We start from the raw sequence: 21,960 nt of genomic DNA, 5'->3' as shown, positions 1-21,960 counted from the left end.
TTAATTCACTTCACAGCCTTGCCGTTTTTGGTTAGGATGCCGCCACGAGCTAGGCAACCTGTCACGAATCAACCGCACGTTTCATTCCGAATCAACAATATCACCAAGCGAGAACAAGACAATGAGCGAACACATCCATTACGTTTCCGACGCGACTTTCGACGCCGAAGTATTGCAGGCTCCGCTGCCCGTGCTGGTGGACTACTGGGCCGAATGGTGCGGTCCCTGCCGCATGATCGCCCCCATCCTGGACGAAATCGCCAAGGAATACGCCGGCCGTTTGAGCATTGCCAAGCTGAACGTGGACGAGAACCAACAGACTCCTCAGAAGTACGGCATCCGCGGCATCCCGACCCTGATGCTGTTCAAGAACGGCAACATCGAGGCGACCAAGGTCGGCGCCCTGTCGAAATCCCAATTGACCGCGTTTATTGACAGCCATATCTAAAGCGTTTACTGTCGCACCCGCATCGCCTTCCTGTTTCGTCCCCTGACAACAACACAAACGAACACGCTTCAGGCATGCGGGTGGTTTCTTCCACCCGGTAGATCCTAATCCCTTCGTACTTCTCAATCACCATTCCTGCATAGCCATGCACTTATCCGACATAAAAACCAAACACGTCACCGAACTTGTGGAAATGGCCGCGGCCAACCAGATCGAAAACGCCAACCGCATGCGCAAGCAGGACTTGATGTTCGCGCTGTTGAAGAGCCAGGCCAAGAAAGGCGAAAGCATCTTCGGCGACGGCACGCTGGAGATTCTGCCGGACGGCTTCGGCTTCCTGCGCTCACCGGACACTTCGTACCTGGCCGGCCCGGATGACATCTACGTCAGCCCCAGCCAGATCCGCCGCTTCAACCTGCACACCGGCGATACGGTCGAGGGCGAGATCCGCACCCCGAAGGACGGCGAGCGCTATGTCGCACTGGTGAAGGTGGACAAGGTCAACGGCGAGCCACCCGAGAATACGAAGAACAAGATCCTGTTCGAGAACCTGACCCCGCTGTTCCCGACCGAGCCGCTGCGCCTGGAGCGCGAGATCAAGGCCGAAGAGAACATCACCGGCCGCATCATCGACATCGTCGCCCCGATCGGCAAGGGCCAGCGCGGACTGCTGGTGGCCTCGCCGAAGTCGGGCAAGACCGTGATGCTGCAACATATTGCGCACTCGATCTCCTCGAACAATCCCGATGCTACGTTGATCGTGTTGCTGATCGACGAACGCCCGGAGGAAGTGACCGAGATGAGCCGCACCGTTCGCGGCGAAGTGGTCGCATCCACCTTTGACGAACCGGCCAGCCGCCACGTGCAGGTTGCCGAGATGGTGCTGGAAAAGGCCAAGCGCCTGGTCGAGCACAAGAAGGACGTCATCATCCTGCTCGACTCCATCACCCGCCTGGCGCGCGCCTACAACACCGTGGTCCCTTCCTCCGGCAAGGTGCTGACCGGCGGCGTGGACGCCAATGCCCTGCAGCGCCCCAAGCGCTTCTTCGGCGCGGCGCGCAACATCGAGGAAGGCGGATCGCTGACCATCATCGCCACCGCACTGGTCGACACCGGCTCGCGCATGGACGACGTGATCTATGAGGAATTCAAGGGCACCGGCAACATGGAGATCCACCTGGATCGCTGCATGGCCGAGAAGCGCATCTATCCGGCGATCAACGTCAACCGTTCCGGCACCCGCAAGGAAGAGCTGCTGATCAAGCAGGACATCCTGCAGCGCATCTGGCTGCTTCGCAAGCTGCTCTACCCCATGGACGAGCTGGAGGCGATGGAATTCCTGCTGGACAAGATCAAGGCGACCAAGAACAACGCCGAATTCTTTGATTCCATGAAGCGCTAAAAAAGCATTTTGACCGGCGCGGATATTTATGTATAATCCGCGCCTTCGCAAAAATCGTAAGCAATCGAGGTTGTTATGTACGCAGTCATTAAAACCGGTGGTAAGCAATATCGCGTTTCTTCCGGCGAAACCCTGAAAATCGAAACCATTCCCGGCGACGTAGGCAGCGCCATCGTGCTGGACAAGGTGTTGATGGTAGCCGACGGCGACAAGCTGTCCGTGGGCAAGCCGTTGCTGACCGGCGCGTCCGTGCAAGCAACCATCGTTTCGCACGGCCGTGGCGACAAGGTGCACATCTTCAAGATGCGTCGCCGTAAGCACTACCGCAAGTCGCAAGGTCATCGTCAAAACTACACCGAGATCCGCATCGACGGCATCTCCGCGTAATTCTGTTAAGGAGCATATAACATGGCATCAAAAAAGGGCGGCGGCAGTACCAGTAACGGACGCGACTCACACTCAAAACGACTGGGCGTGAAGAGCTACGGCGGCGAACTGATCAGCGCGGGCAGCATCATCGTGCGTCAGCGCGGCACCGAATTCCATCCCGGCGAAAACGTCGGCATGGGCAAGGATCACACCTTGTTTGCTAAAATCACCGGTAAGGTGGTGTTCGCCATCAAGGGCGCGCAAAAGCGTAGAACAGTTTCCATCGTCGCCGCGTAAGCAGCGCCGTTCGGAACGAATCAGCCCTATCGCAAGGTAGGGCTTTTTTATTTGTGGCATAGACGACATGAAATTCATCGACGAATCCAAAATCGAAGTATTCGCAGGCAAGGGCGGCAACGGTGTGGCCAGTTTCCGCCGCGAGAAGTACATCGAGAAAGGCGGCCCGGACGGCGGCGACGGTGGCCGTGGCGGCAGCGTCTATGCCCTGGCGGACCGCAACATCAACACCCTGGTGGACTACCGCTTCACGCGCAGCCATCGCGCCAAGAACGGCGAACCGGGCCGCGGCTCGGATTGCTACGGCAAAGGCGCGGATGACGTCATCCTGCGCATGCCGGTCGGCACGGTGATCACCGACATCAACAGCGGCGAAGTCATCGCCGACCTGACCCGCGACGGCGAAAAGGCCCTGTTGGCGCAAGGCGGCAAGGGCGGCCTGGGCAACCTGCATTTCAAGTCGAGCACCAACCGCGCGCCGCGCCAATGCACGCCCGGCGAACCCGGTGAAAGCCGCGAACTGCAACTGGAACTCAAGGTGCTGGCCGACGTGGGCCTGCTCGGCATGCCGAACGCAGGCAAGTCCACCTTCATCCGCTCGGTTTCCGCCGCGAAACCCAAGGTCGCCGACTACCCGTTCACCACGCTGCACCCGAATCTGGGCGTGGTGCGCGTCTCGCACGAGAAGAGCTTCGTCATCGCCGACATCCCCGGCCTGATCGAGGGCGCAGCGGAAGGCGCGGGCCTCGGGCATCAGTTCCTTCGGCACCTGGCGCGGACGCGCCTGCTGCTGCACCTGGTGGACATCGCACCGCTGAACGAAGAGACCGATCCGGTACAGGAAGCGAGCGCCATCCTCAACGAGTTGAGGAAATACGACGAAGAGCTGTACAACAAACCGCGCTGGCTGGTGATGAACAAGCTGGACCTGCTGGAAGACCGCGAAGAGAAGGTGGCTGCATTCCTCAAGGAATTCTCCGACTATGATCGCCACTTCGCCATCTCCGCGATCAACGGCGATGGTTGCAAGGAACTGACTTACGCCATCATGGAACACCTGCTGGAAGTAGCGGCACGCGAACAGGAAGAAGCCGCCGACAGCGCGCAGGAAACCGACACAGATACGATCTGAACGACCTATGGGAACCCTACTCGACCAATGCAAGCGCATCGTCGTCAAGGTTGGCAGCAGCCTGGTGACGAACCAGGGCGCGGGACTGGACCTCGACGCCCTTGGCAACTGGGCGCGCCAGATCGCCGCGCTGAACGCCAGCGGCCATGAGGTTGTGCTGGTCTCCTCCGGCGCGATCGCCGAAGGCATGCAGCGCCTCGGCTGGAACACCCGCCCCACTTCGATACACGAATTGCAGGCCGCAGCTGCCGTCGGCCAGATGGGCTTGGTGCAGGCCTACGAGAGCTGCTTCCGCCAGCACAGCCTGCATGCCGCACAGGTGCTGCTGACGCATGCCGACCTGGCGAACCGCGAGCGCTACCTGAACGCGCGTTCCACCCTCACCACCCTGCTTTCGCTGCGCGTCATCCCCATCATCAACGAGAACGACACGGTGGTCACCGACGAGATCAAGTTCGGCGACAACGACACGCTGGGCGCGCTGGTCACCAACCTGATCGAGGCCGATGCACTCGTCATCCTCACCGACCAGAGCGGCTTATACACCGCCGATCCGCGCAAGGACCCGAGCGCCACGCTGGTATCGCAGGCTCAGGCGGGCGATGCGACGCTGGAGCAGATGGCAGGCGGCGCGGGCAGCAGCATCGGCCGCGGCGGCATGATCACCAAGATCCTCGCCGCCAAGCGCGCGGCGCGCAGCGGTGCGCACACCGTCATCGCCTCCGGCCATGAGCGAGACGTGCTGTTGCGCCTGCTGAAAGGCGAATCCATCGGCACCCTGCTCACCGCGACCACCCCGACTCTGGTGGCGCGCAAGCAATGGCTGGCCGGTCACTTGCAGGTCGCCGGCAAGCTGGTGCTGGATGCGGGAGCCATCAAGGCGCTGCGCTCCGGCGGTAAGAGCCTGCTGCCGATCGGCGTGGTGGATGTGTTCGGTGAATTCGAGCGCGGCGCAGTGGTGGCTTGCGTCGGTGAAGACGGCAGCGACATCGCCCGCGGCCTGACCAACTACAGCGCCGACGAAGCGCGCCGCATCGCGCGCCACCCCAGTCAGGAAATCGAAACCCTGCTCGGCTACGGCGGCGACCAGGAACTGATTCATAGAGATAATCTGGTTTTGCTGTAAAACAGCAAAACCAGATTACGGCGTAGGCTAACTTGCGAAGCAAGTTAAGCCGCGCAGCGGCGGCCGAAGCCACAACCTGCTGTGAAACACAGCAAGACTAGGTTGCGGCGAAAGCTTATCTCAGCGTAGCCAAGCCGCTGGTTAAGCAGACAACTACTCAGTTTTTCCATCCTGAAATACAGATTCCCCCGTATCCATACGGACTGGAAATCCCAATAAAGTTCCAAGCGAGTGATGCGCGATAGCGCAATTCCAGACAACCCTTTGGGAGGAAACTCGCATGATCGACCACATCGGCATTGATGTCAGCGATTATCAGCACAGCAAACAGTTTTACGCGTCGGCGCTTGCTCCGCTAGGCTATAAGGTGGTTGCCGAATACGGCGAAGCGGCGGGCCTGGGCGCGGCAGGCAATCCGGATTTCTGGATCAGCCAGGGCAAGGCCACCAAACCCAAGGTCCACGTCGCCTTCCAGTGCAGTAAACGCTCGCAGGTCGACAAGTTCTACGCGGCCGCGCTCAAGGCCGGCGGCAAGGACAACGGGCCGCCGGGAATCCGGGAGGACTATTCCCCCACCTACTATGCCGCGTTCGTATTCGATCCGGATGGGCACAACATCGAGGCGGTGTGCCACGCGCCCAAATGAAAGGGAAGTAAGAACTGCCTTTAGCTCCCCTGTCCGTACCCCAGATAAGCCACCCCGTTGCGCCCGCGCTCCTTGGCCAGATACAAGGCCTTGTCGGCGGTCTTGACCAGCTTGTCGACCGCCAACGAATCACTCGGCAGCACGCTGCAGACGCCGCAACTGACCGTCACGTAGTCGTGCGGCGAATCCTCGTGCATCATCTTTAGGCCGAGCACATGGCGGCAGATGCGTTCCGCCACCCAGCGCGCGCCGCCTTCATCCGTCTCGCCCAGCACCAGCACGAATTCCTCGCCGCCGTAGCGTGCCGCCAGGTCGCCTGCGCGCGGCGCGGCAGCAGCCACTTCCCTGGCCACCACCTTGAGGCAGTCGTCGCCGGCCTGGTGGCCGTAGCGGTCGTTGTATTTTTTGAAATAATCCACGTCCAGCAACACCACGGACATCGGCTTTCCGATGCGGGCACAGCGCCGCCATTCGCGCACCAGCAAGTCGTCGAACAGCCGGCGGTTGGCGATGCCGGTCAGGCCGTCGGTCATCGACAGCCGCTGCAATTCCTGGTTGGCCTCGTTCAACTGCTCGGTCACCTTGACCAGCGCCCGCTGCATGCGCACCAGACGGTACATGGCCGACACCTTGGCCTGCACCACCACGCGGCCCACCGGCTTCATCAGGTAGTCGTCACCGCCTACCTCGATGCCTCGGGCCAGATCCTCGTCCTTCGACATCACGGTCAGGAAGATGATCGCGGTCCAGTCGTCCTTGCCCTGCAGTTTGCGTATCTGCCTTGCGACGTCGTAGCCGTCGACGTCCGGCAGGATGATGTCGAGCAACACGATATCGGGACGCTCCCTGCGGTAGAGCTCGACAGCAGCCTGTCCGGATTCCGCGACCAGGGGATGCACGCCGATGTCTTCAAGATAGCCGCTGATGGCCTTGATCGCGACCTTGCTGTCCTCCACCACCAGCACTTTTACCTTACCCAGCTTCTTGTTCATAACATCCTTCCGGCGGCGATCGCCATCACAAATTCCGATTCCAGACTGCCCATCATATCTTCTGCTTGATGGCGAGCACGGCCTGATTGCGCAAAGTCCGCAGCAACGACAGTTGCTGCTTGGAAATGTTGAGTCCGTTGGCCTCCGGCATATCGGCATAGAACAGCCCGATCGCCTTGTCCTTCACCATCACCGGCAGCAGCATGAAGCAGGGGGCATTGACCGAGGAACGGTACCAGTCCGGGATCTTGTCGGTGATGTTCTGCGCCCGGGTATCCTCGATCAGGATATCGGCCCCCTTGCTGATCGACAGATGGAACACGTCCGCCGAGAACGACAACGGGAACTTGAAGCGCGGGATCACCGCCCCCACGCCGTTGCCGAAACCGATGCGCGCGGTCATGGCATTCTGCTTGTTATCGCGGATCAGGAAGATGGTCCTCTCGAACCCCATGCCGCGATAGATCGTTTCCAGCACCATCTGCAACACATCGTTCAGGCTGTAGTCGCTCACCAGCGAAGTGGTGACATCCTGAATGCCCGCGCCGAGGATGTCTTCCGGACTGCGCCGCGAGCCTTCCTCATCGGACTTCCCTGCATTCTGCTGTTCGACAACCTCCTCAAGGCTGGCGACCCCGTCCATCTCCCCGTCCTGCTGCTTGCCTTGCTGGATCAGCACGGCATGTCCGCTCCATCTGCTCACTTTCTGCAGCAAAGCGCTATTGCCCGGGCTGATGCCCAGAACGGCCGCCCGGTTCGCCAATTCATCGAGACCGACATCCAGAGCCTTGCCCATCTCGCGCTCCGATACCTTCATCGCAGCGCTGTATCGAGCGGAAAGCTCGCGCAGCGCCTTGCCCTTCTCTCCGATCTCGGTGGTCGCGGCAGCCGCACACAGCTCATTGGCCAAGTTCACGGTTGCAGTCAGGTAATCCATGTCGCCGTGCAGTGCGCGCAGCTTGCCTCCGCCGAGTTTGCGCATCCCCGCCAGCAAACGCGGCGGGAAGTTCCAGGTGCGCGCCACGCCCAGTCCGAGTTCCGAGTAGGAAATGCCCAGTACCTTGAAAGCGGCCTGTTCCTCGTTCGCGCCCTGCTCGACCATACGGAGAACTTCCTGGCTCTCTTCGAAGAAATAGAAAATGACCAGCATGCGCCCCAGGTTGTGGAACATCGAACAGACCATCGCCTCTTCGGCGTCGCGGACGTGCTCGCCCGTGGACAACTGCGCTGCGACAAGGCCGGCAAAGATCGCCAGCACCACCTCATCCTTGAGGCGCGCGGATTGCGCCTTGTTCTGCATGAACTCGAACAGGATCAGCGTCATCGCGATATTGCGGACGGTCTCGAAGCCCAGAATCACGACGGCTTTTGAAATGGTGTTGATGTTGCCGCCGAACTGGCCGTAGGTAACTGTGTTCACCAGCCGCAGCAACTTGTTGGTCAGCGCAAAGTCCTGAAGGATGACACGGGCCAGCTTGTTGGGACTCTCCGAATCGGACGAGACGATGCGGTTGATTTCGGAAATGACGTTGGACAGGGCCGGAAAGTCATTCTTGCTGCGCATCCGGCGCAACAGGAATTCCAGCGTGCTGTGCGCCTTGCGCCGTTCACCCTCTGCTGCGGCGGCCATCTTGCCGAGGTAGCCTTCCAGGGCCTGCTTCATCGCGGAGGCATTCCGGTAACGATCGTCCGGATTTTTGGCGATCGCCTTGAGGATGATCGCCTCCATCTGCGCATCCACCTGCTCGTTGATCGCAGAGGGGGCGGCAACCTCTTCATGTGCCGCACGATGGAGCACCGCATAGACGCTTTCGCCGCTCACCGCCGGCTCGCCCGTCACCATCTCGTACAGCATCATGCCGACGGAATAGATATCGGCAAGGGAATCGACCGGCTTTCCGGAGATGCGCTCGGGTGCCATGTAGAGAGGCGTGCCGCTAATGGCATCGCCGGCAAGCCGCTCCTGGCCGTTGATCGCCTGCGCCAGGCCAAAGTCCATCACCATCGGCTGTCCGGTGCTGGACAGCATCACGTTGGATGGTTTTATGTCCAGATGCATCACGCCTTGTGCGTGGGCATATGACAGCCCCTCCAGTACGCCGCAGGCGATTTCTGCAGCCTCCACAAGAGGCAATGTCTTGTCCTGCTTGAGCTTCTGGGCGAGAGTCCGCCCCTCGATGTGGGCATAAACCAGGTAAGGGCTGCCTTGATGCTCCCCCGCGTCGTAAAGCGGAATGATATTGGGGTGTTGCATCTTGCTGACGACTCGCGCCTCGCGAACCAGCAGCTCGGCACTACGTCCCAGATTGCGCAGCGTCTTGATCGCGATCTGGCGGTCGAGCTGGGGATCGTAAGCCAGATAGACTGTCCCTTGGCCTCCCTTGCCCAGTTCGCGCAATACTTCGAATCGTCCTATTTTCTGCTTTGCCATGATAGTTCTAGCTTTTTATGCTCCCGCCCATAAGCCCGGGCGAGCCCCCCCCTGTTAAGCGACCAGTTTGCTGACCACGATTCCAGATTGCTGCGCAACCTCCTCGACCGAAGCATCTATCCTCTCCGCCCCGGCCGCATCGAACGGCGGAACCGGCGGGTAGTTTAACAGCACCGCATCGGAGAATTCACGCAGAGCGGCCAGATGGCTCTCCGAATCGCGCAAGGGGCGCGGCACAATGGCCTGGATGAAAAACACGCCCTTGCGGAATGCGATCGCCAGCAAATAGAAATTTTCGGCCTGACCGCCCGCGCGGCGCACCTGGAAAAAGATGGTCGGCGTATCTCCGGCCGGCTGGCTGTCGCCAGCCAGCCGCTGTGCCACAGCCTCGATGAATCCAAGCGAGGAATCGAGCTGCGGCGCAAGCGTGATGTGGTATTGCCCGGGGCGCTGCACGATGAGCGGCTCGACAGGCACCGCGGCACCGCCCTTGCGTATTGCCAGGATCACGGTCGCGACGACGACAGCGAGTAGGACCAGCTCTATCATCGGAGATAAATAAAAAGAGGGGCTACGCCCCTCTCTCCATGAATCCTGCCATCAACCGCGCCGCGTCGTGCGCGCAATGGAGCTTTCCATCCATTTCTTGATGCGGTTGGCATCGCCGATACGGGTACTCTTCCCCCAGGAATCGAGCAGCACGATGATCACCGGACGCTGGTTGATCTTCGCCTCCATCACCAGGCAGCGGCCCGCCTCGTTGATGAAGCCGGTCTTGCTCACGCCGATCTCCCACTTGGCGTTCCTGACGAGGGGATTGGTGTTGTTGAAGCGCAGATCACGCCCGCCCCACCCGTCTACGGTATGCGAAGCCGTGGTCGTGTACTGATGTATCAGTGAGTAGTTGTGTGCGGCCGCAACCATCTTGACCAGGTCGCGCGCAGTGGAGACGTTGTCGCTGTTCAATCCCGTGGGATCGAGGAAACGTGTGTTGTACATCCCCAGTTCGCGCGCCTTGGCGTTCATCGCGGCAACCGCCGCATCCCGCCCGCCCGGATAGGATCGTGCCAAGGCAGATGCCGCGCGGTTCTCCGAAGCCATCAAGGCCAGCTTGAGCAACTCGCTGCGTGTAAACGTCATGCCGATGCGCAGACGCGAATGCGTGCCCTTGAGGGTATCGATATCCGCCACGTCGATGCTGATCTCGTCATCCAGCGACTGATGCGCGTCCAGCACCACCATCGCCGTCATCAGCTTGGTGATGGAAGCGATAGGAGCAAGCGCATCGGGCTTTTTGGTGTACAGCGGGGTCTGCGTCTGCTGGTCGTAAATCAACGCGATTGAGGAATGCAGTTTGGGCGTGGAATTGACCTTGAACACCGGAGCGTAACGGGCGCCTTCCGATTTTACTGTGCCATAGTCCCCCGCCTGTGCCGCGAGCGTGTAGCCAACCAGCAGACCTGTCAGTAATACCTTTTTCATGTGCAACCCTTTCAACCACATCCAATGCTGCGTAGGATACCTCAATATCGATATAAATCAATACACAGAATCACTCATCTCCTCTTGTTTCTGAAGATTCCACATCTGCGCGTAAACCCCGTTCAGCATAAGCAATTCTCGATGCGTGCCGCGTTCGATGATCCGCCCCTTGTCCATCACCAGTATCTGGTCAGCCTCGACCACGGTGGACAGGCGGTGCGCGATGATCAGTGTGGTGCGGTTCCGGGCGATGCCGTGCAATTCGGCCTGTATCGCTTTCTCGGACTTCGAGTCGAGCGCGGAAGTCGCCTCGTCGAAGATCAGGATCGCCGGGTTCTTCAAAATGGCACGCGCAATCGCCACGCGCTGCTTCTCGCCACCGGACAGCTTCAGGCCGCGCTCGCCCACCATGCTGTCATAGCCCTGCGGCAATGACTCGATGAAGCCGTGGATGTGCGCGGCCTGCGCCGCCGCCATGATCTCCGCGCGCGTCGCTTCGGGACGGCCATAGGCGATGTTGTAGTAGATCGTGTCGTTGAACAGCACAGTGTCCTGCGGCACGATGCCGATCGCCGCGCGCAGGCTGGCCTGCGTCACCGCGCGGATGTCCTGGCCGTTGATCAGGATGCGCCCCTGCTGCATATCGTAAAAGCGGAACAGCAGGCGCGACAGCGTGGACTTGCCCGCTCCGCTCGCGCCGACCACGGCGACGGTCTGCCCCGCGAGGATCGAAAAATCCACGTCGAACAATATCTGGCGGTCCGGCCCATAGCCGAAACCGACATGCTCGAAGCGCACCTCGGCCTGGTCCGGCTGCAGGATCCGGGCATCGGGGGCGTCGGCGATCTCGCGGTGCTCGTGCAGCAGGCCGAACATCTTTTCCATATCCGCCAGGGCATGGCGGATCTCGCGATACACGAAACCGAGGAAGTGCAGCGGCATGTAGAGCTGGATCATGAACACGTTGACCAGCACCAGGTCGCCCAGCGTCATTGTCCCCTTCACCACCTCGTCGGCCGCCAGCAGCATCAGCGCAGTGATGCCGATGGCGATGATGAAGCTCTGGCCCGCATTGAGCAACGCCAGCGAGGTGGCATTGCGCACTGCCGCCACCTCCCAGCGCTGCATGTTCTCGTCGTAGCGCCGCGCCTCGTAGCGCTCGTTGCCGAAGTACTTCACCGTCTCGTAGTTCAGCAGGCTGTCGATGGCGCGGCTGTTCGCCTTGGAGTCGAGGTCGTTCATCGAGCGGCGCACCACCATGCGCCACTCGGTGATGAACAGCGTGAACGCGATGTAGACGATCAGGGTGACGAAGGTGATCACCGCGAACCAGACGTTGTATTTGCTGAACAGGATCGCCGCCACCAGCCCGATCTCAAGCAGGGTCGGAAGGATATTGAACAGCATGAAGTTCAGCAGGAAGCCGATGCCGCGCGTGCCGCGCTCGATGTCGCGTGACACCCCCCCGGTCTGCCGGTCGAGATGGAAACGCAGGCTGAGACTGTGCAGATGCTCGAACACCTGCAGCGCCACGCGCCGGATCGCTCGCTGCGTCACCTTGGCGAACACTGCATCGCGCAACTCGCCGAACAGCGTGCTGAAAAGGCGCAGCACCCCGTAGCCGACGACCAGTGCCACCGGCACCACCAGCACCTTATGCGACGAGTCCAGCGAGTCGATGATCTCCTTCAGCACCAGCGGTACCGACACGTTGGCGAGCTTGGACACCACCAGCAGGCTCAGCGCGATCACAACGCGCCACTTGAACTCCCACAGGTAGGGCAACAGGGAACGGATGGTCTGCCAGTCGGCACGGTTGGCGGCGTGCTCGCTTGAGGATGAGGATGGTCGCATGTCGGAGCGGTGAGAATGACAGGGTGCAAATTATAGCCGCGCACACCTTGATGAAACCGGCAAAAAAAACGGGCACCCACAGGATGCCCGAAAGAGGATGAGAAACATGAAAGGAAGAGCGGGAAGTCCCGCGATCGCTTTCGCTTACACTGTAACAAGCATCTGCCGGACAAATATTTTATTTTTGTTAACAATTGTATCCGGCAGAAGATCGGCCCACACGGTACGAGGGGCGGCACGGATCACGCCGGACGGCAAAAAAACGGGCGTCCACAGGACGCCCAAAATGAGGAGAGGAAATGCATGAAGGCATGGGGCAGGAGCCCCGAAGATCGCCATCAATCACGTTTCGCCAAGCATCATGCCAAACCGATGTTTCATTATTATGAAACAGACTGGAAATTCCTCCGACGCCCCGTGCCTGGCATCACTGCCTTCTGGACATGCCCAGCATCCCCACCAGGAATCGGACGATGCCATAGCTCATGCGCGCCAGCACATGAACAAAGACGCTTTCCCGTGCAAACTCCACACGCCGCGCCTCGCTGGCAAGGGCGGCCATCAGGCTCTTGCGCACTTCTCCGGCGAAGGCGGCATCGCGCACCACCAGGTTGGCCTCGCGTGCCAGCAGCAGACTGAACGGATCGATGTTGGAGGAACCCACCGTCGCCCACTGCCCATCGACCACGGCCACCTTGGCGTGCAGATAGCTGGGGAGGTATTCGTAGATCTCGATGCCTGCCCCCAGCAACTCCTCATACAGCGCGTGCGTCGCATAGTGTTGCAGGCGGTACTCCACCTTCCCCTGCAACAGCAGCACAACGCGCACCCCGCGTTGAACGGCCAGTTTCAGCGCGCGACGGAACACGCGGCCGGGCAGGAAATAGGCGTTGGCGATGATAATCTCGTGTTGCGCCGTGGCGATCGCCTTGAGGTAGGCGCGCTCGATATCGCGGCGGTGGCGCAGATTGTCGCGCAGCACCAGCGCGACGTCACCTGCGGCCTGCGGCCTCTTCGCTTCTCTCAGCCTCCAGTGGATGCGCCTGCTATGGTGGTGGACATTGGCCCACGACACCATGCCCCACAGATGCCTCATCACCGCGTGGATCTCGCCCGTCAGGGCTCCCTTCAGGCGCACCGCATAATCCAGCCGCGGCGCAGCCAAACCACGGCGCTGCGGGATATCGTCGGTGATGTTGATTCCGCCCACGAAGGCGATCTCCCCGTCTATCACCACCAGCTTGCGGTGCAGGCGTCGCAGGCGGCTGCGGCGCAAAGTCAGCGGAGATATCTTGCGGCGGAACCACTGCACCTCGACGCCCGCACTGCGCAGGTCATCCACCCATCGCTGGGGCAATTCCGCCGACCCGAAACCATCCAGCATCAGGCGCACCGTAACCCCGCGCGCGGCAGCGCGGCGCAGCGCCGCCGAGACCATATGACCGGTCTCGTCGGCGGCAAAGATGTACGTTTCCAGGTAGATGGAATGGTGCGCGGCATCGATATCGGCGCACAACTGCGGGAAATAGGCCGATCCGCTCTGCAGCAGCATCAGATTGTTTCCGGCAATCTGGAGGATGCCGTTCATGTTCTCTTCACTTGAGCGGAAAGCGCGGCATGGTCTGACAGACGCTGCCATGCCGCACCGAAATGCACATCGCTGTGCAGCACGCCGAAGCCGCGCACGTAGATGCGGTCAAGGCGGAACAGGGGTAGCGCGGCGGGATAGCTGCGCGCCAGCTTGCCGCCGTGCATCTGGAACACGTCATGCATGCCCAGCTCGCTGGCCAGGGTCCGGCTCGACTGGTTGCTCCAGTCGTTGAAGTCTCCGGCAACGATCAGCGGCATGCCGTCCGGGATATTCTCCTTGACGTGCTCGATCAGCGCGCGCGTCTGCACGCGCCTCCCCTTGGCGAACAGGCCGAAGTGCACGCACAGGCAATGGACGCGATAACGCCCGCCGATGTCGACCTCGCAATGCAGCAGGCCGCGGCTCTCGAAACGGTGCGCGGAGACGTCCTTGTTCACCGAGCACAGGATGGGGAAACGGCTGAGGATGGCATTGCCGTGGTGGCCGAGTTGATACACCGCGTTCTTGCCATAAGCGTGATGCGGCCATACCTCGCCCGCGATGAACTCGTGCTGCGGCTCGTCCGGGTAGTTATGGTAACGCTCGGGGTGGCGCACATGCTCGCCCTGCACCTCTTGCAGGAACACGATGTCGGCGTCCAGCTCGTGCAAACGGTCGCGCAGTTCGTGCAGCACCACGCGGCGATTGAAATGGGAAAAGCCCTTGTGGATATTGTAGGTGGCGATCTTCAGGGCTGGCACCGGAACCCCGCAGCCTAAGCGTTGCCGATGCCGCGTGTCGGCAGGTTGATCTGCTTGGCGAAATCCAGCATGCGCTGGATCGGCCTGACGGCGCTCGGGATGATGGCCGGATCGACGTAGATCTCGTTTTTTCCCGTCTCCAGTACATCGGCGAGATTGATCAGGCCGTTCATCGCCATCCACGGACAATGGCTGCAACTGGTACAGGTCGCGCCATACCCTGCGGTGGGCGCCTCGAGGAAAATCTTGCCCGGACACAGCGCACGCATCTTGTGCAGAATGCCGTTGTCGGTGGCGACGATGAACTCCTTCGCATCGGAATGCTGTGCGGCCTTGATGAGTTGCGTGGTGGAGCCGACCACATCCGCCAGCTTGACCACCGCGCGCGGGGATTCGGGGTGCACCAGCACCAACGCGCCGGGGTGTTGCGCCTTGAGTTCCTGCAGCTCTTTCGCCTTGTATTCGTCATGCACGATGCACGAGCCCTGCCAAAGCAGCATGTCCGCACCGGTCTGTTCCTGGATGTAACTGCCCAGATGGCGGTCTGGCGCCCACAGGATCTTCTCGCCGCGCTCTTTCAGGTGCTTGACGATGGGCAGCGCGATCGAGCTGGTCACCATCCAGTCGGCGCGCGCTTTAACCGCCGCACTGGTATTGGCGTACACCACCACGGTGCGGTCCGGATGCGCATCGCAGAACGCGGCGAACTCGTCCGCCGGACAGCCGAGGTCGAGCGAACATTCCGCCTCGAGGTCCGGCATCAGCACGCGCTTCTCCGGATTGAGTATCTTCGCGGTCTCGCCCATGAAGCGCACGCCCGCGACCACGATGGTCTTTGCCGGATGCTGGTGGCCGAAGTTCGCCATATCCAGCGAGTCGGACACGATGCCGCCCGTCTCCTCGGCGAGATCCTGCAAGTCTGGATGCACGTAGTAATGCGACACCAGCACTGCGTCCTGCTCCTTGAGCAGGCGCTTGATGCGCGCGATCAACTCGGCCCTCTGCTCCGGCGCCGGCTCCAGTGGCCGCTTCGCCCACGCCCGTGCCGTGCTGCAACCAGACTGTGCGACATCGGGATGGTCGTAGGGTATGGAGATGACGTTTTTGCTCATTTAACTGGCCTTTGTGCGAGCACCGGTAATTGGAGTATCGCCGCACGGTTGCTCGGTGAAAATACTTTATTCGCCGCATCCTGCCACGGTAACCACTCGAAGTTCAAGTGCTCGCCCGGCGCGAGTTGGACATCGACACGATGCGGCAGTTGCAGGCCGAACACATGCTCGGTGTTGTGGGTGACGCCGGGCGGGTAGCGGTGGCGCCAGTGCGGATATATCTCGTAGACGTTCTGCGACTGCCAGTCGCTCAGCGCATATTGCAAAGCATCCAGACCGGTCTCCTCGCTCACTTCGCGGATCGCCGTGTCGCGCAAATCCTCACCCGGTTCGCAGCTGCCGGTGACCGATTGCCAGTAGCCGGGGTAATCGGCTCGCTCCAGCAACAACACATCAAGATTGGAAGTGTAGACCACCACCAGCACCGAGACCGGCCGTTTGTAGGTCGTCATGCCTCAGATGAAGAATATCCAGAAAGCCTTGTTGCGCTGCCGCCAGTACACCACCGTGTCGGCGAGGATGTCCTGCGCGATCTCGCGGTCGTTGGCGGACAAGCCGAAGGTATCGCTGACGTTGCGCAACAGCAGCACGTAACCGGCCTTCTCGCCGCACCACGACAGGTCGCACAGGTCATCCGCCAGCGCATCCCAGTTCGCGCCGAATTCCGGCGGGAAACCGGCGGCGCGCGCCAGCGCGTTGAGCAGGTTCGCCTTGCCCTTGACGCCTTTGAGGTCGGCGTCGAACAGCGCGAAGTTCGCCTCGGCAACTGCAGCGAGCAACTCATCCACGCTGCATGTCAGCATATAGCTGCCCGCCCTGGATGGACTGTTCAGTTGTTGTGCCAGCAGATTCATGGCTGTTCCCGGATACGCTTGAAAGTCTTGTAGTGATCGCCGGTGTAATAACACTCCACCGGCTGCCCGCACACGATGCGCCGCGCACCGCGATTGCGCGCCCCCGGCGTCTTCACCGTGTATTCATGATAATAGCCGCGCCGCTGCTTCGGCAGCACCCGCTCGTAGTTCTTGAACACCACTCCGTCGCGTTCATAGGCGAACGGCCCGCCCCGCTCGATCGCGCGCAACGTGTCGCGTGCTTCGGCGGGCAGCGCGGCCGCCGCGATGACGGGCAATCCGCTTGCAGCATCGATCTGCTCCGATGCTGCCGCCGCCGGCACCTGCGGCAGCCACAGCAGCGCCGCAAGCAGCAATGGACGTAGCGAACGCGCCATCGTTTATTCCTTGGCGACTTCCACGGTAGCCTGAGTCTGCTGGCGCAGGCGGATGTGCAGGTCGCGCAGCTGCTTCTCGTCCACTGCGCTCGGCGCATGGGTCAACAGGCACTGCGCGCGCTGGGTCTTGGGGAAGGCGATCACGTCGCGGATCGACTCGGCGCCGGTCATCATGGTGACGATGCGATCCAGGCCGAAGGCCAGGCCGCCGTGCGGGGGCGCACCGTATTGCAACGCATCGAGCAGGAAGCCGAACTTGAGCTGTGCTTCTTCCGCACCGATGTTGAGCGCGCGGAACACGGTGCTCTGCACCTCTTCCTTGTGGATACGCACCGAGCCGCCGCCGATTTCCCAGCCATTCAGAGCCAAGTCGTAGGCCTTGGCCAGACACTTACCCGGATCGCTTTCCAGCAGGGCGACATGCTCGTCCTTGGGCGAAGTGAACGGATGGTGGCAAGCAGTCCAGCGCTTGTCTTCGTCGTCGTATTCGAACATGGGGAAGTCCACCACCCACAGCGGCTCCCATGCCTTGCCGTTGGTGTAGCCCTTCTCGTGGCCGATCTTGCTGCGCAACGCGCCCAGCGCGTCGTTGACGATCTTCGTCTTGTCCGCGCCGAAGAAGATGATGTCGCCATTCTGCGCACCGGTGCTCTCGACGATGGTCTTCAATGCGGCCTCGTGGATGTTCTTCACGATGGGCGACTGCAGACCGGTCTCGTTGAGTTGTGTGATGTCGTTGACCTTGATGTAGGCCAGGCCCTTCGCGCCATAGATGCCGACGAACTTGGTGTACTCGTCGATCTCGCCGCGTGTGAACGCCGCGCCGCCAGGCACGCGCAATGCAGCCACGCGGCCGCTATCGGAATTCGCCACGCCGGCGAACACCTTGAACGCGACATCCTTCACCGCGTCGGTCACTTCTGTCAGTTCCAGCGTCACGCGCAGGTCTGGCTTGTCCGAACCGAAGCGCGCCATCGCCTCGGCGTGGGTCATGCGCGGGAACGGATTGGGCAGGTCCACATCCATCGTTTCCTTGAACACGGTGCGGATCATCTCTTCCATTATCGCGGTGATCTGCGCCTCGTTCAGGAACGAGGTCTCGATATCGACCTGGGTGAATTCGGGCTGGCGGTCGGCGCGCAGGTCTTCGTCGCGGAAACACTTGGTGACCTGGTAGTAGCGGTCGAAGCCGGCCACCATCAGCATCTGCTTGAACAGCTGCGGCGACTGCGGCAGCGCGAAGAACTCGCCCGGATGCACGCGCGACGGCACCAGGTAGTCGCGTGCGCCTTCCGGCGTGGACTTGGTCAGCATCGGCGTCTCGATATCGATGAAGCCGCGGCTGTCGAGGAAGCGACGGAATGCCATCGCGACCTTGTAGCGCAGCATCATGTTCTTCTGCATCTGCGGACGGCGCAGGTCGACCACGCGATGGGTCAGGCGCACGTTCTCGGAGAGGTTCTCGTCGTCGAGCTGGAACGGAGGCGTCACCGCGCTGTTCAGCACTTCGATCTCGTGGCACAGGATTTCGATTTCGCCGCTGGTGATGTTCGAGTTGGTCGTGCCTTCCGGGCGACGACGCACCTTGCCGGTGATGCGCAGCACGAACTCGCTGCGCACGGACTCGGCGATCTTGAACATCTCGGCGCGATCCGGATCACACACGACCTGAGCTAGGCCTTCACGGTCGCGCAGGTCGATGAAGATCACCCCGCCGTGGTCGCGGCGGCGATGCGCCCAGCCGCAAATGCTCACGGTCTGGTCGAGTTGGTCGGTGTTGAGGAGTCCACAGTAATGAGTTCGCATGATTCGGCTTCTTGGTAAAAAACGGGATTAGTCTTGCTTGGAAATCTGGCCGGCCGCCTGGGCATGTGCGGTCTCGGGCGTGGCGACCACGCCCATCGACACGATGGTGCGCAGCGCCACGTCTACGGTCATATCCAGTTCGATGGTGTCGGCACGGCGCACATAGAAATAGAAACCATTCACCGGGCTGGGCGTAGTGGGAATGAACACTGCCACATATTCTTCATCGAAGCGGCTACTCACCTCGCCCGGTACGCCGGTCTGGAACGCCAGCGACCATGCTTGCGGATGCGGATAGCGCACCAGCAGCACCTTGCGGAACGAATTGCCGCTGCCCGACAACAAGGTGTCGCTGACCTGCTTCACGCCCTTGTAGATGCTGCCCACGAACGGCACATGCAGCATCGCCTTCTCGGAAGCGTCCCACAGCCGCTGACCGAACACGTTGCGGATCAGCAGGCCGGTGAGCAGCACCACAGCCAGCGTCAGGATGATGCCCAGACCGGGAATATGGATGGGCAACAGATTGTCCGGCCGCAATTGCTCTGGCAGCAGCAACAGGGTCTGGTCCATCGTGGTGATGGTCAGGTTCAGCACCCAGAGGGTGATGCCGAGCGGAACCCAGACCAGCAGCCCGGTGATGAGGTATTTTTTCATCGATCAGCTAGCCATCGGGCAGGAGCCCGCGCTGGCACAGGGCGCGCACTCAGCCTTGGGCTTGTTCTTGAAGTCGGTGACGTAGTAGCCGTTACCCTTCAACTGGAAGCCGGCGGCAGTCAATTGTTTCGTAAAGGTTTCCTTGCCGCACTCCGGGCAAACGGTGAGCGGCGCATCGCTCATCTTCTGCATCACGTCCTTTTGCACGCCGCAGCTGGAACAGGCATAAGCATAAATAGGCATAACATCCTCCTATCGGGTAATTTCAAAGGCGCGCATTATACCCGATGAACCCCGGCAAAGCCCACCCGCGCCCAGCCCAAGCGCTGTTTTCTGCGCGCCGCCGCCCATACCTCGCTTCGAAAGTCGCAGTATGGGTATATAATGCGCGCCGCCCTGCTCCCAACCAATCGGTGCAGCGGCCTTCCCGAACACTCCCGATCGTTCCGATCGCTTAATCCGTCTGCCTCGATTGGTGTGCCCTGTAGGGCTTCAGGCCGTCGCTGGAGTCATAAAACTTGTCTAATGAAATTTCTTTTGCCGGCCTGAACCTGGCCGAACCCATCCTGCGCGCCATCGCCGATGCCGGCTACACGCACCCCACCCCCGTCCAGGCTCAGGCCATCCCGCAGGTGCTGAAGGGCGGCGACCTGCTGGCCGGCGCACAGACCGGCACCGGCAAGACCGCCGGCTTCACGCTGCCCGTCCTGCATCGCCTGTCCGAAAAGCCCGCCGCGAATCCGCGCGCAGGCTGCCCGCGCTGCCTGATCCTGACGCCGACGCGCGAACTCGCCGCGCAGGTGGAGGAATCGGTGCAGACCTACGGCAAGTATCTCCCGCTGAAATCCATGGTGATGTTCGGCGGCGTGAACATCAATCCGCAGATCAAGGCCTTGCGCGGCCAGGTGGACATCCTGGTCGCCACGCCGGGCCGATTGCTCGACCACGTCGGACAAAAGACGCTGGATCTGTCCGGCGTCGAGATCCTGGTGCTGGACGAAGCCGACCGCATGCTGGACATGGGCTTCATCCGCGACATCAAGAAGATCCTCGCGCTGCTGCCGAAACAGCGCCAGAACCTGCTGTTCTCGGCGACCTTCTCCGACGAGATCAAGGCGCTGGCCGACGGCCTGCTGCACAACCCAGGTTATGTCGAAGTAGCGCGCCGCAACACCACGTCCGAACTGGTCGAACAGAGCGTGCACCTGATCCCGCAGAAGCTGAAGAGCCACCTGCTCGCACACCTGATCAAGCACAACGACTGGAAGCAGGTGCTGGTGTTCACCCGCACCAAGCACGGCGCGAACCGCCTGGCGGAAAAGCTGACCGGTGACGGCATCCCGTCCGCCGCGATCCACGGCAACAAGAGCCAGTCGGCGCGCACCAAGGCGCTGTCGCAGTTCAAGGACGGCACGCTGCCGGTGCTGGTCGCCACCGACATCGCTGCGCGCGGACTGGACATCGACCAGCTGCCGCATGTGGTGAATTTCGAATTGCCGAATGTGCCGGAAGACTATGTGCACCGCATCGGCCGCACCGGCCGCGCGGGCAGTAACGGCGCGGCGATCTCGCTGGTGGACAGCGAGGAGTTCCCGTACCTGAAGAGCATCGAGCGCCTGATCAAGCACGCGATCCCGAAGGTGACCATAGACAGCTTCGTGCCGCCGACGCACATCCCGCCGGAAGCGCCGCGCCCACCGCGTCCGCAACACGGCCAGCGCCGTCACAGCAACACCACCGCCAGCGCACCGCGCGCAGGCCAGGGCCAGAAACCTCGTGACGGCCAAAAGTCACATGACGGTCAGAGCCAGAAGCCGCGCAATCCGCAGCAGCGTGATCAACAGGCGCGCAACGGCCAGCAGCCCCGTAGCGGATCACAGCCCGGGAAACCGCGCCAACCCCAAGCGAAGAAGGCCGGCGAACCGCTGCTGTCCGAAGCCGCGCGCCATCAGGCGATGCCGCAACCGGGATTGTTCCAGCCCGCGCCTCACGCACGCCGCGAGCGCGGAGCCGGACAAGGCACTGGGCAAGGGCGCGGCGCACCGCGCGGTGGACGCGGTCGCGGCTGATCCGTTTACGCCTCTTCCTGGCGCCACAGCCCCGGCGACAGACCGTCCAGCGTCCAGTCGCCGATGCGGTAGCGGATCAGGCGCAAGGTGGGAAAACCGACTGCGGCGGTCATGCGCCGCACCTGGCGGTTCTTTCCCTCGCGTATGGTCAGCGCTATCCAGCTCGTCGGGATGCTCTGCCGGAAACGCACCGGCGGATTGCGCGGCCATAGTGCGGCGGGCTCTTCCATCGCCCGCACTTCGGCAGGCAGCGTCATCCCGTCCTTGAGTGCAACGCCGCCCCGCAATTGCTGCAGCGCAGTCTCGTCCGGCACGCCCTCGACCTGTACCCAGTAGGTCTTGGGCAGCTTGTGTTTCGGGTCGGTGATGCGGTGCTGCAGCTTGCCGTCGTCGGTGAGCAACAGCAGGCCTTCGCTGTCAGTGTCCAGCCTGCCCGCGGGATAAACCTCGGGAACGGCGATATAATCGGCCAGCGTCGGGTGCATCCCGTCACGGCTGAATTGGCAGATCACCCCATAGGGTTTGTTGAACAGCAGGATGCGACTCATTTCATTTTCTTTGTTAACAAAGTTTCA

23 protein-coding genes are annotated in these 21,960 nt (G+C 61.4%); 8 read left to right on the top strand and 15 right to left on the bottom strand.

The genetic code is table 11. The annotated features are described in order from the left end of the window. Positions 1 to 121: 121 nt before the first annotated feature. The 7 genes from trxA (at position 122) to FGKAn22_RS02825 (ending at position 5,420) form a co-directional block, all read left to right on the top strand. Positions 122 to 448, top strand: a complete 327-nt coding sequence (gene trxA, locus FGKAn22_RS02855) for a thioredoxin TrxA (protein ID WP_212786481.1) — start codon at positions 122 to 124, stop codon at positions 446 to 448. Between the two features lie 145 nt (positions 449 to 593). After that, entirely contained in the window at positions 594 to 1,850 is a 1,257-nt protein-coding gene (gene rho, locus FGKAn22_RS02850) for a transcription termination factor Rho (protein ID WP_212786480.1), read from the top strand. Between the two features lie 75 nt (positions 1,851 to 1,925). Continuing rightward, complete coding sequence (rplU, locus tag FGKAn22_RS02845; protein WP_212786479.1) at positions 1,926 to 2,237, top strand: 50S ribosomal protein L21; 312 nt, start codon at positions 1,926 to 1,928, stop codon at positions 2,235 to 2,237. A 21-nt stretch (positions 2,238 to 2,258) separates the two neighbouring features. Continuing rightward, positions 2,259 to 2,516, top strand: coding sequence for a 50S ribosomal protein L27 (rpmA, locus tag FGKAn22_RS02840; RefSeq protein ID WP_212786478.1), 258 nt, complete (start codon positions 2,259 to 2,261; stop codon positions 2,514 to 2,516). A gap of 67 nt (positions 2,517 to 2,583) precedes the next feature. Further along, positions 2,584 to 3,648 (top strand): GTPase ObgE, encoded by a 1,065-nt coding sequence (gene obgE, locus FGKAn22_RS02835; protein ID WP_212786477.1) that lies wholly within the window; start codon positions 2,584 to 2,586, stop codon positions 3,646 to 3,648. A 7-nt stretch (positions 3,649 to 3,655) separates the two neighbouring features. Continuing rightward, complete coding sequence (proB, locus tag FGKAn22_RS02830) at positions 3,656 to 4,774, top strand: glutamate 5-kinase (RefSeq protein WP_212786476.1); 1,119 nt, start codon at positions 3,656 to 3,658, stop codon at positions 4,772 to 4,774. A 280-nt stretch (positions 4,775 to 5,054) separates the two neighbouring features. After that, on the top strand, positions 5,055 to 5,420 hold the full coding sequence (locus FGKAn22_RS02825; protein ID WP_212786475.1) for a VOC family protein: 366 nt from the start codon (positions 5,055 to 5,057) through the stop codon (positions 5,418 to 5,420). Positions 5,421 to 5,440: 20 nt separating this feature from the next. Here FGKAn22_RS02825 and FGKAn22_RS02820 read toward each other — a convergent pair whose 3' ends face one another. From FGKAn22_RS02820 to FGKAn22_RS02755, 14 genes are all read right to left on the bottom strand, one after another. Next, complete coding sequence (locus tag FGKAn22_RS02820; protein WP_212786474.1) at positions 5,441 to 6,412, bottom strand: diguanylate cyclase; 972 nt, start codon at positions 6,410 to 6,412, stop codon at positions 5,441 to 5,443. A gap of 52 nt (positions 6,413 to 6,464) precedes the next feature. Beyond that, positions 6,465 to 8,843 carry a serine/threonine protein kinase gene (locus FGKAn22_RS02815; protein WP_212786473.1) on the bottom strand — a complete coding sequence of 793 codons (2,379 nt, stop codon included), beginning with the start codon at positions 8,841 to 8,843 and terminating at the stop codon, positions 6,465 to 6,467. Positions 8,844 to 8,897: 54 nt separating this feature from the next. Further along, positions 8,898 to 9,392, bottom strand: coding sequence for a hypothetical protein (locus FGKAn22_RS02810; protein ID WP_212786472.1), 495 nt, complete (start codon positions 9,390 to 9,392; stop codon positions 8,898 to 8,900). A gap of 51 nt (positions 9,393 to 9,443) precedes the next feature. Further along, entirely contained in the window at positions 9,444 to 10,325 is an 882-nt protein-coding gene (gene pbpG / locus FGKAn22_RS02805; protein WP_212786471.1) for a D-alanyl-D-alanine endopeptidase, read from the bottom strand. A gap of 57 nt (positions 10,326 to 10,382) precedes the next feature. Continuing rightward, complete coding sequence (locus FGKAn22_RS02800; RefSeq protein ID WP_212786470.1) at positions 10,383 to 12,179, bottom strand: ABCB family ABC transporter ATP-binding protein/permease; 1,797 nt, start codon at positions 12,177 to 12,179, stop codon at positions 10,383 to 10,385. A gap of 427 nt (positions 12,180 to 12,606) precedes the next feature. Then, positions 12,607 to 13,767, bottom strand: coding sequence for a cardiolipin synthase ClsB (clsB, locus tag FGKAn22_RS02795; RefSeq protein WP_212786469.1), 1,161 nt, complete (start codon positions 13,765 to 13,767; stop codon positions 12,607 to 12,609). Next, positions 13,764 to 14,510, bottom strand: a complete 747-nt coding sequence (locus FGKAn22_RS02790; RefSeq protein ID WP_212786468.1) for an endonuclease/exonuclease/phosphatase family protein — start codon at positions 14,508 to 14,510, stop codon at positions 13,764 to 13,766. Before FGKAn22_RS02790 ends, clsB begins: the two co-directional genes overlap by 4 nt. 14 nt (positions 14,511 to 14,524) lie before the next feature. Next, a complete protein-coding gene (gene nadA, locus FGKAn22_RS02785) occupies positions 14,525 to 15,622 on the bottom strand; it encodes a quinolinate synthase NadA (protein ID WP_212786467.1) in 1,098 nt (365 codons plus the stop codon). Beyond that, on the bottom strand, positions 15,619 to 16,074 hold the full coding sequence (gene nudB / locus FGKAn22_RS02780) for a dihydroneopterin triphosphate diphosphatase (protein WP_212786466.1): 456 nt from the start codon (positions 16,072 to 16,074) through the stop codon (positions 15,619 to 15,621). The genes nadA and nudB overlap by 4 nt, the downstream gene beginning before the upstream one ends. 3 nt (positions 16,075 to 16,077) lie before the next feature. After that, positions 16,078 to 16,476, bottom strand: coding sequence for a barstar family protein (locus FGKAn22_RS02775; RefSeq protein WP_212786465.1), 399 nt, complete (start codon positions 16,474 to 16,476; stop codon positions 16,078 to 16,080). After that, on the bottom strand, positions 16,473 to 16,853 hold the full coding sequence (locus FGKAn22_RS02770; RefSeq protein WP_212786464.1) for a guanyl-specific ribonuclease: 381 nt from the start codon (positions 16,851 to 16,853) through the stop codon (positions 16,473 to 16,475). Before FGKAn22_RS02770 ends, FGKAn22_RS02775 begins: the two co-directional genes overlap by 4 nt. Before the next feature lie 3 nt (positions 16,854 to 16,856). Next, the gene (gene aspS / locus FGKAn22_RS02765; RefSeq protein ID WP_212786463.1) at positions 16,857 to 18,659 is read right to left on the bottom strand and encodes an aspartate--tRNA ligase; all 1,803 of its coding nucleotides are present in this window, start codon (positions 18,657 to 18,659) and stop codon (positions 16,857 to 16,859) included. 27 nt (positions 18,660 to 18,686) lie between these two features. After that, the gene (locus FGKAn22_RS02760) at positions 18,687 to 19,316 is read right to left on the bottom strand and encodes a DUF502 domain-containing protein (RefSeq protein WP_212786462.1); all 630 of its coding nucleotides are present in this window, start codon (positions 19,314 to 19,316) and stop codon (positions 18,687 to 18,689) included. A 3-nt stretch (positions 19,317 to 19,319) separates the two neighbouring features. Beyond that, entirely contained in the window at positions 19,320 to 19,559 is a 240-nt protein-coding gene (locus FGKAn22_RS02755) for an FmdB family zinc ribbon protein (protein ID WP_212786461.1), read from the bottom strand. Positions 19,560 to 19,834: 275 nt separating this feature from the next. Between FGKAn22_RS02755 and FGKAn22_RS02750 the strand changes: the two genes are divergently transcribed. Next, positions 19,835 to 21,385, top strand: a complete 1,551-nt coding sequence (locus FGKAn22_RS02750) for a DEAD/DEAH box helicase (RefSeq protein ID WP_212786460.1) — start codon at positions 19,835 to 19,837, stop codon at positions 21,383 to 21,385. 5 nt (positions 21,386 to 21,390) lie between these two features. Here FGKAn22_RS02750 and FGKAn22_RS02745 read toward each other — a convergent pair whose 3' ends face one another. Beyond that, a complete protein-coding gene (locus tag FGKAn22_RS02745) occupies positions 21,391 to 21,933 on the bottom strand; it encodes an rRNA large subunit pseudouridine synthase E (RefSeq protein ID WP_212786459.1) in 543 nt (180 codons plus the stop codon). Positions 21,934 to 21,960: the final 27 nt, after the last annotated feature.

This window comes from Ferrigenium kumadai (assembly GCF_018324385.1).
In the GTDB taxonomy this organism is placed as follows: domain Bacteria; phylum Pseudomonadota; class Gammaproteobacteria; order Burkholderiales; family Gallionellaceae; genus Gallionella; species Gallionella kumadai.
This window is presented reverse-complemented; position numbering and strand designations above follow the sequence as displayed.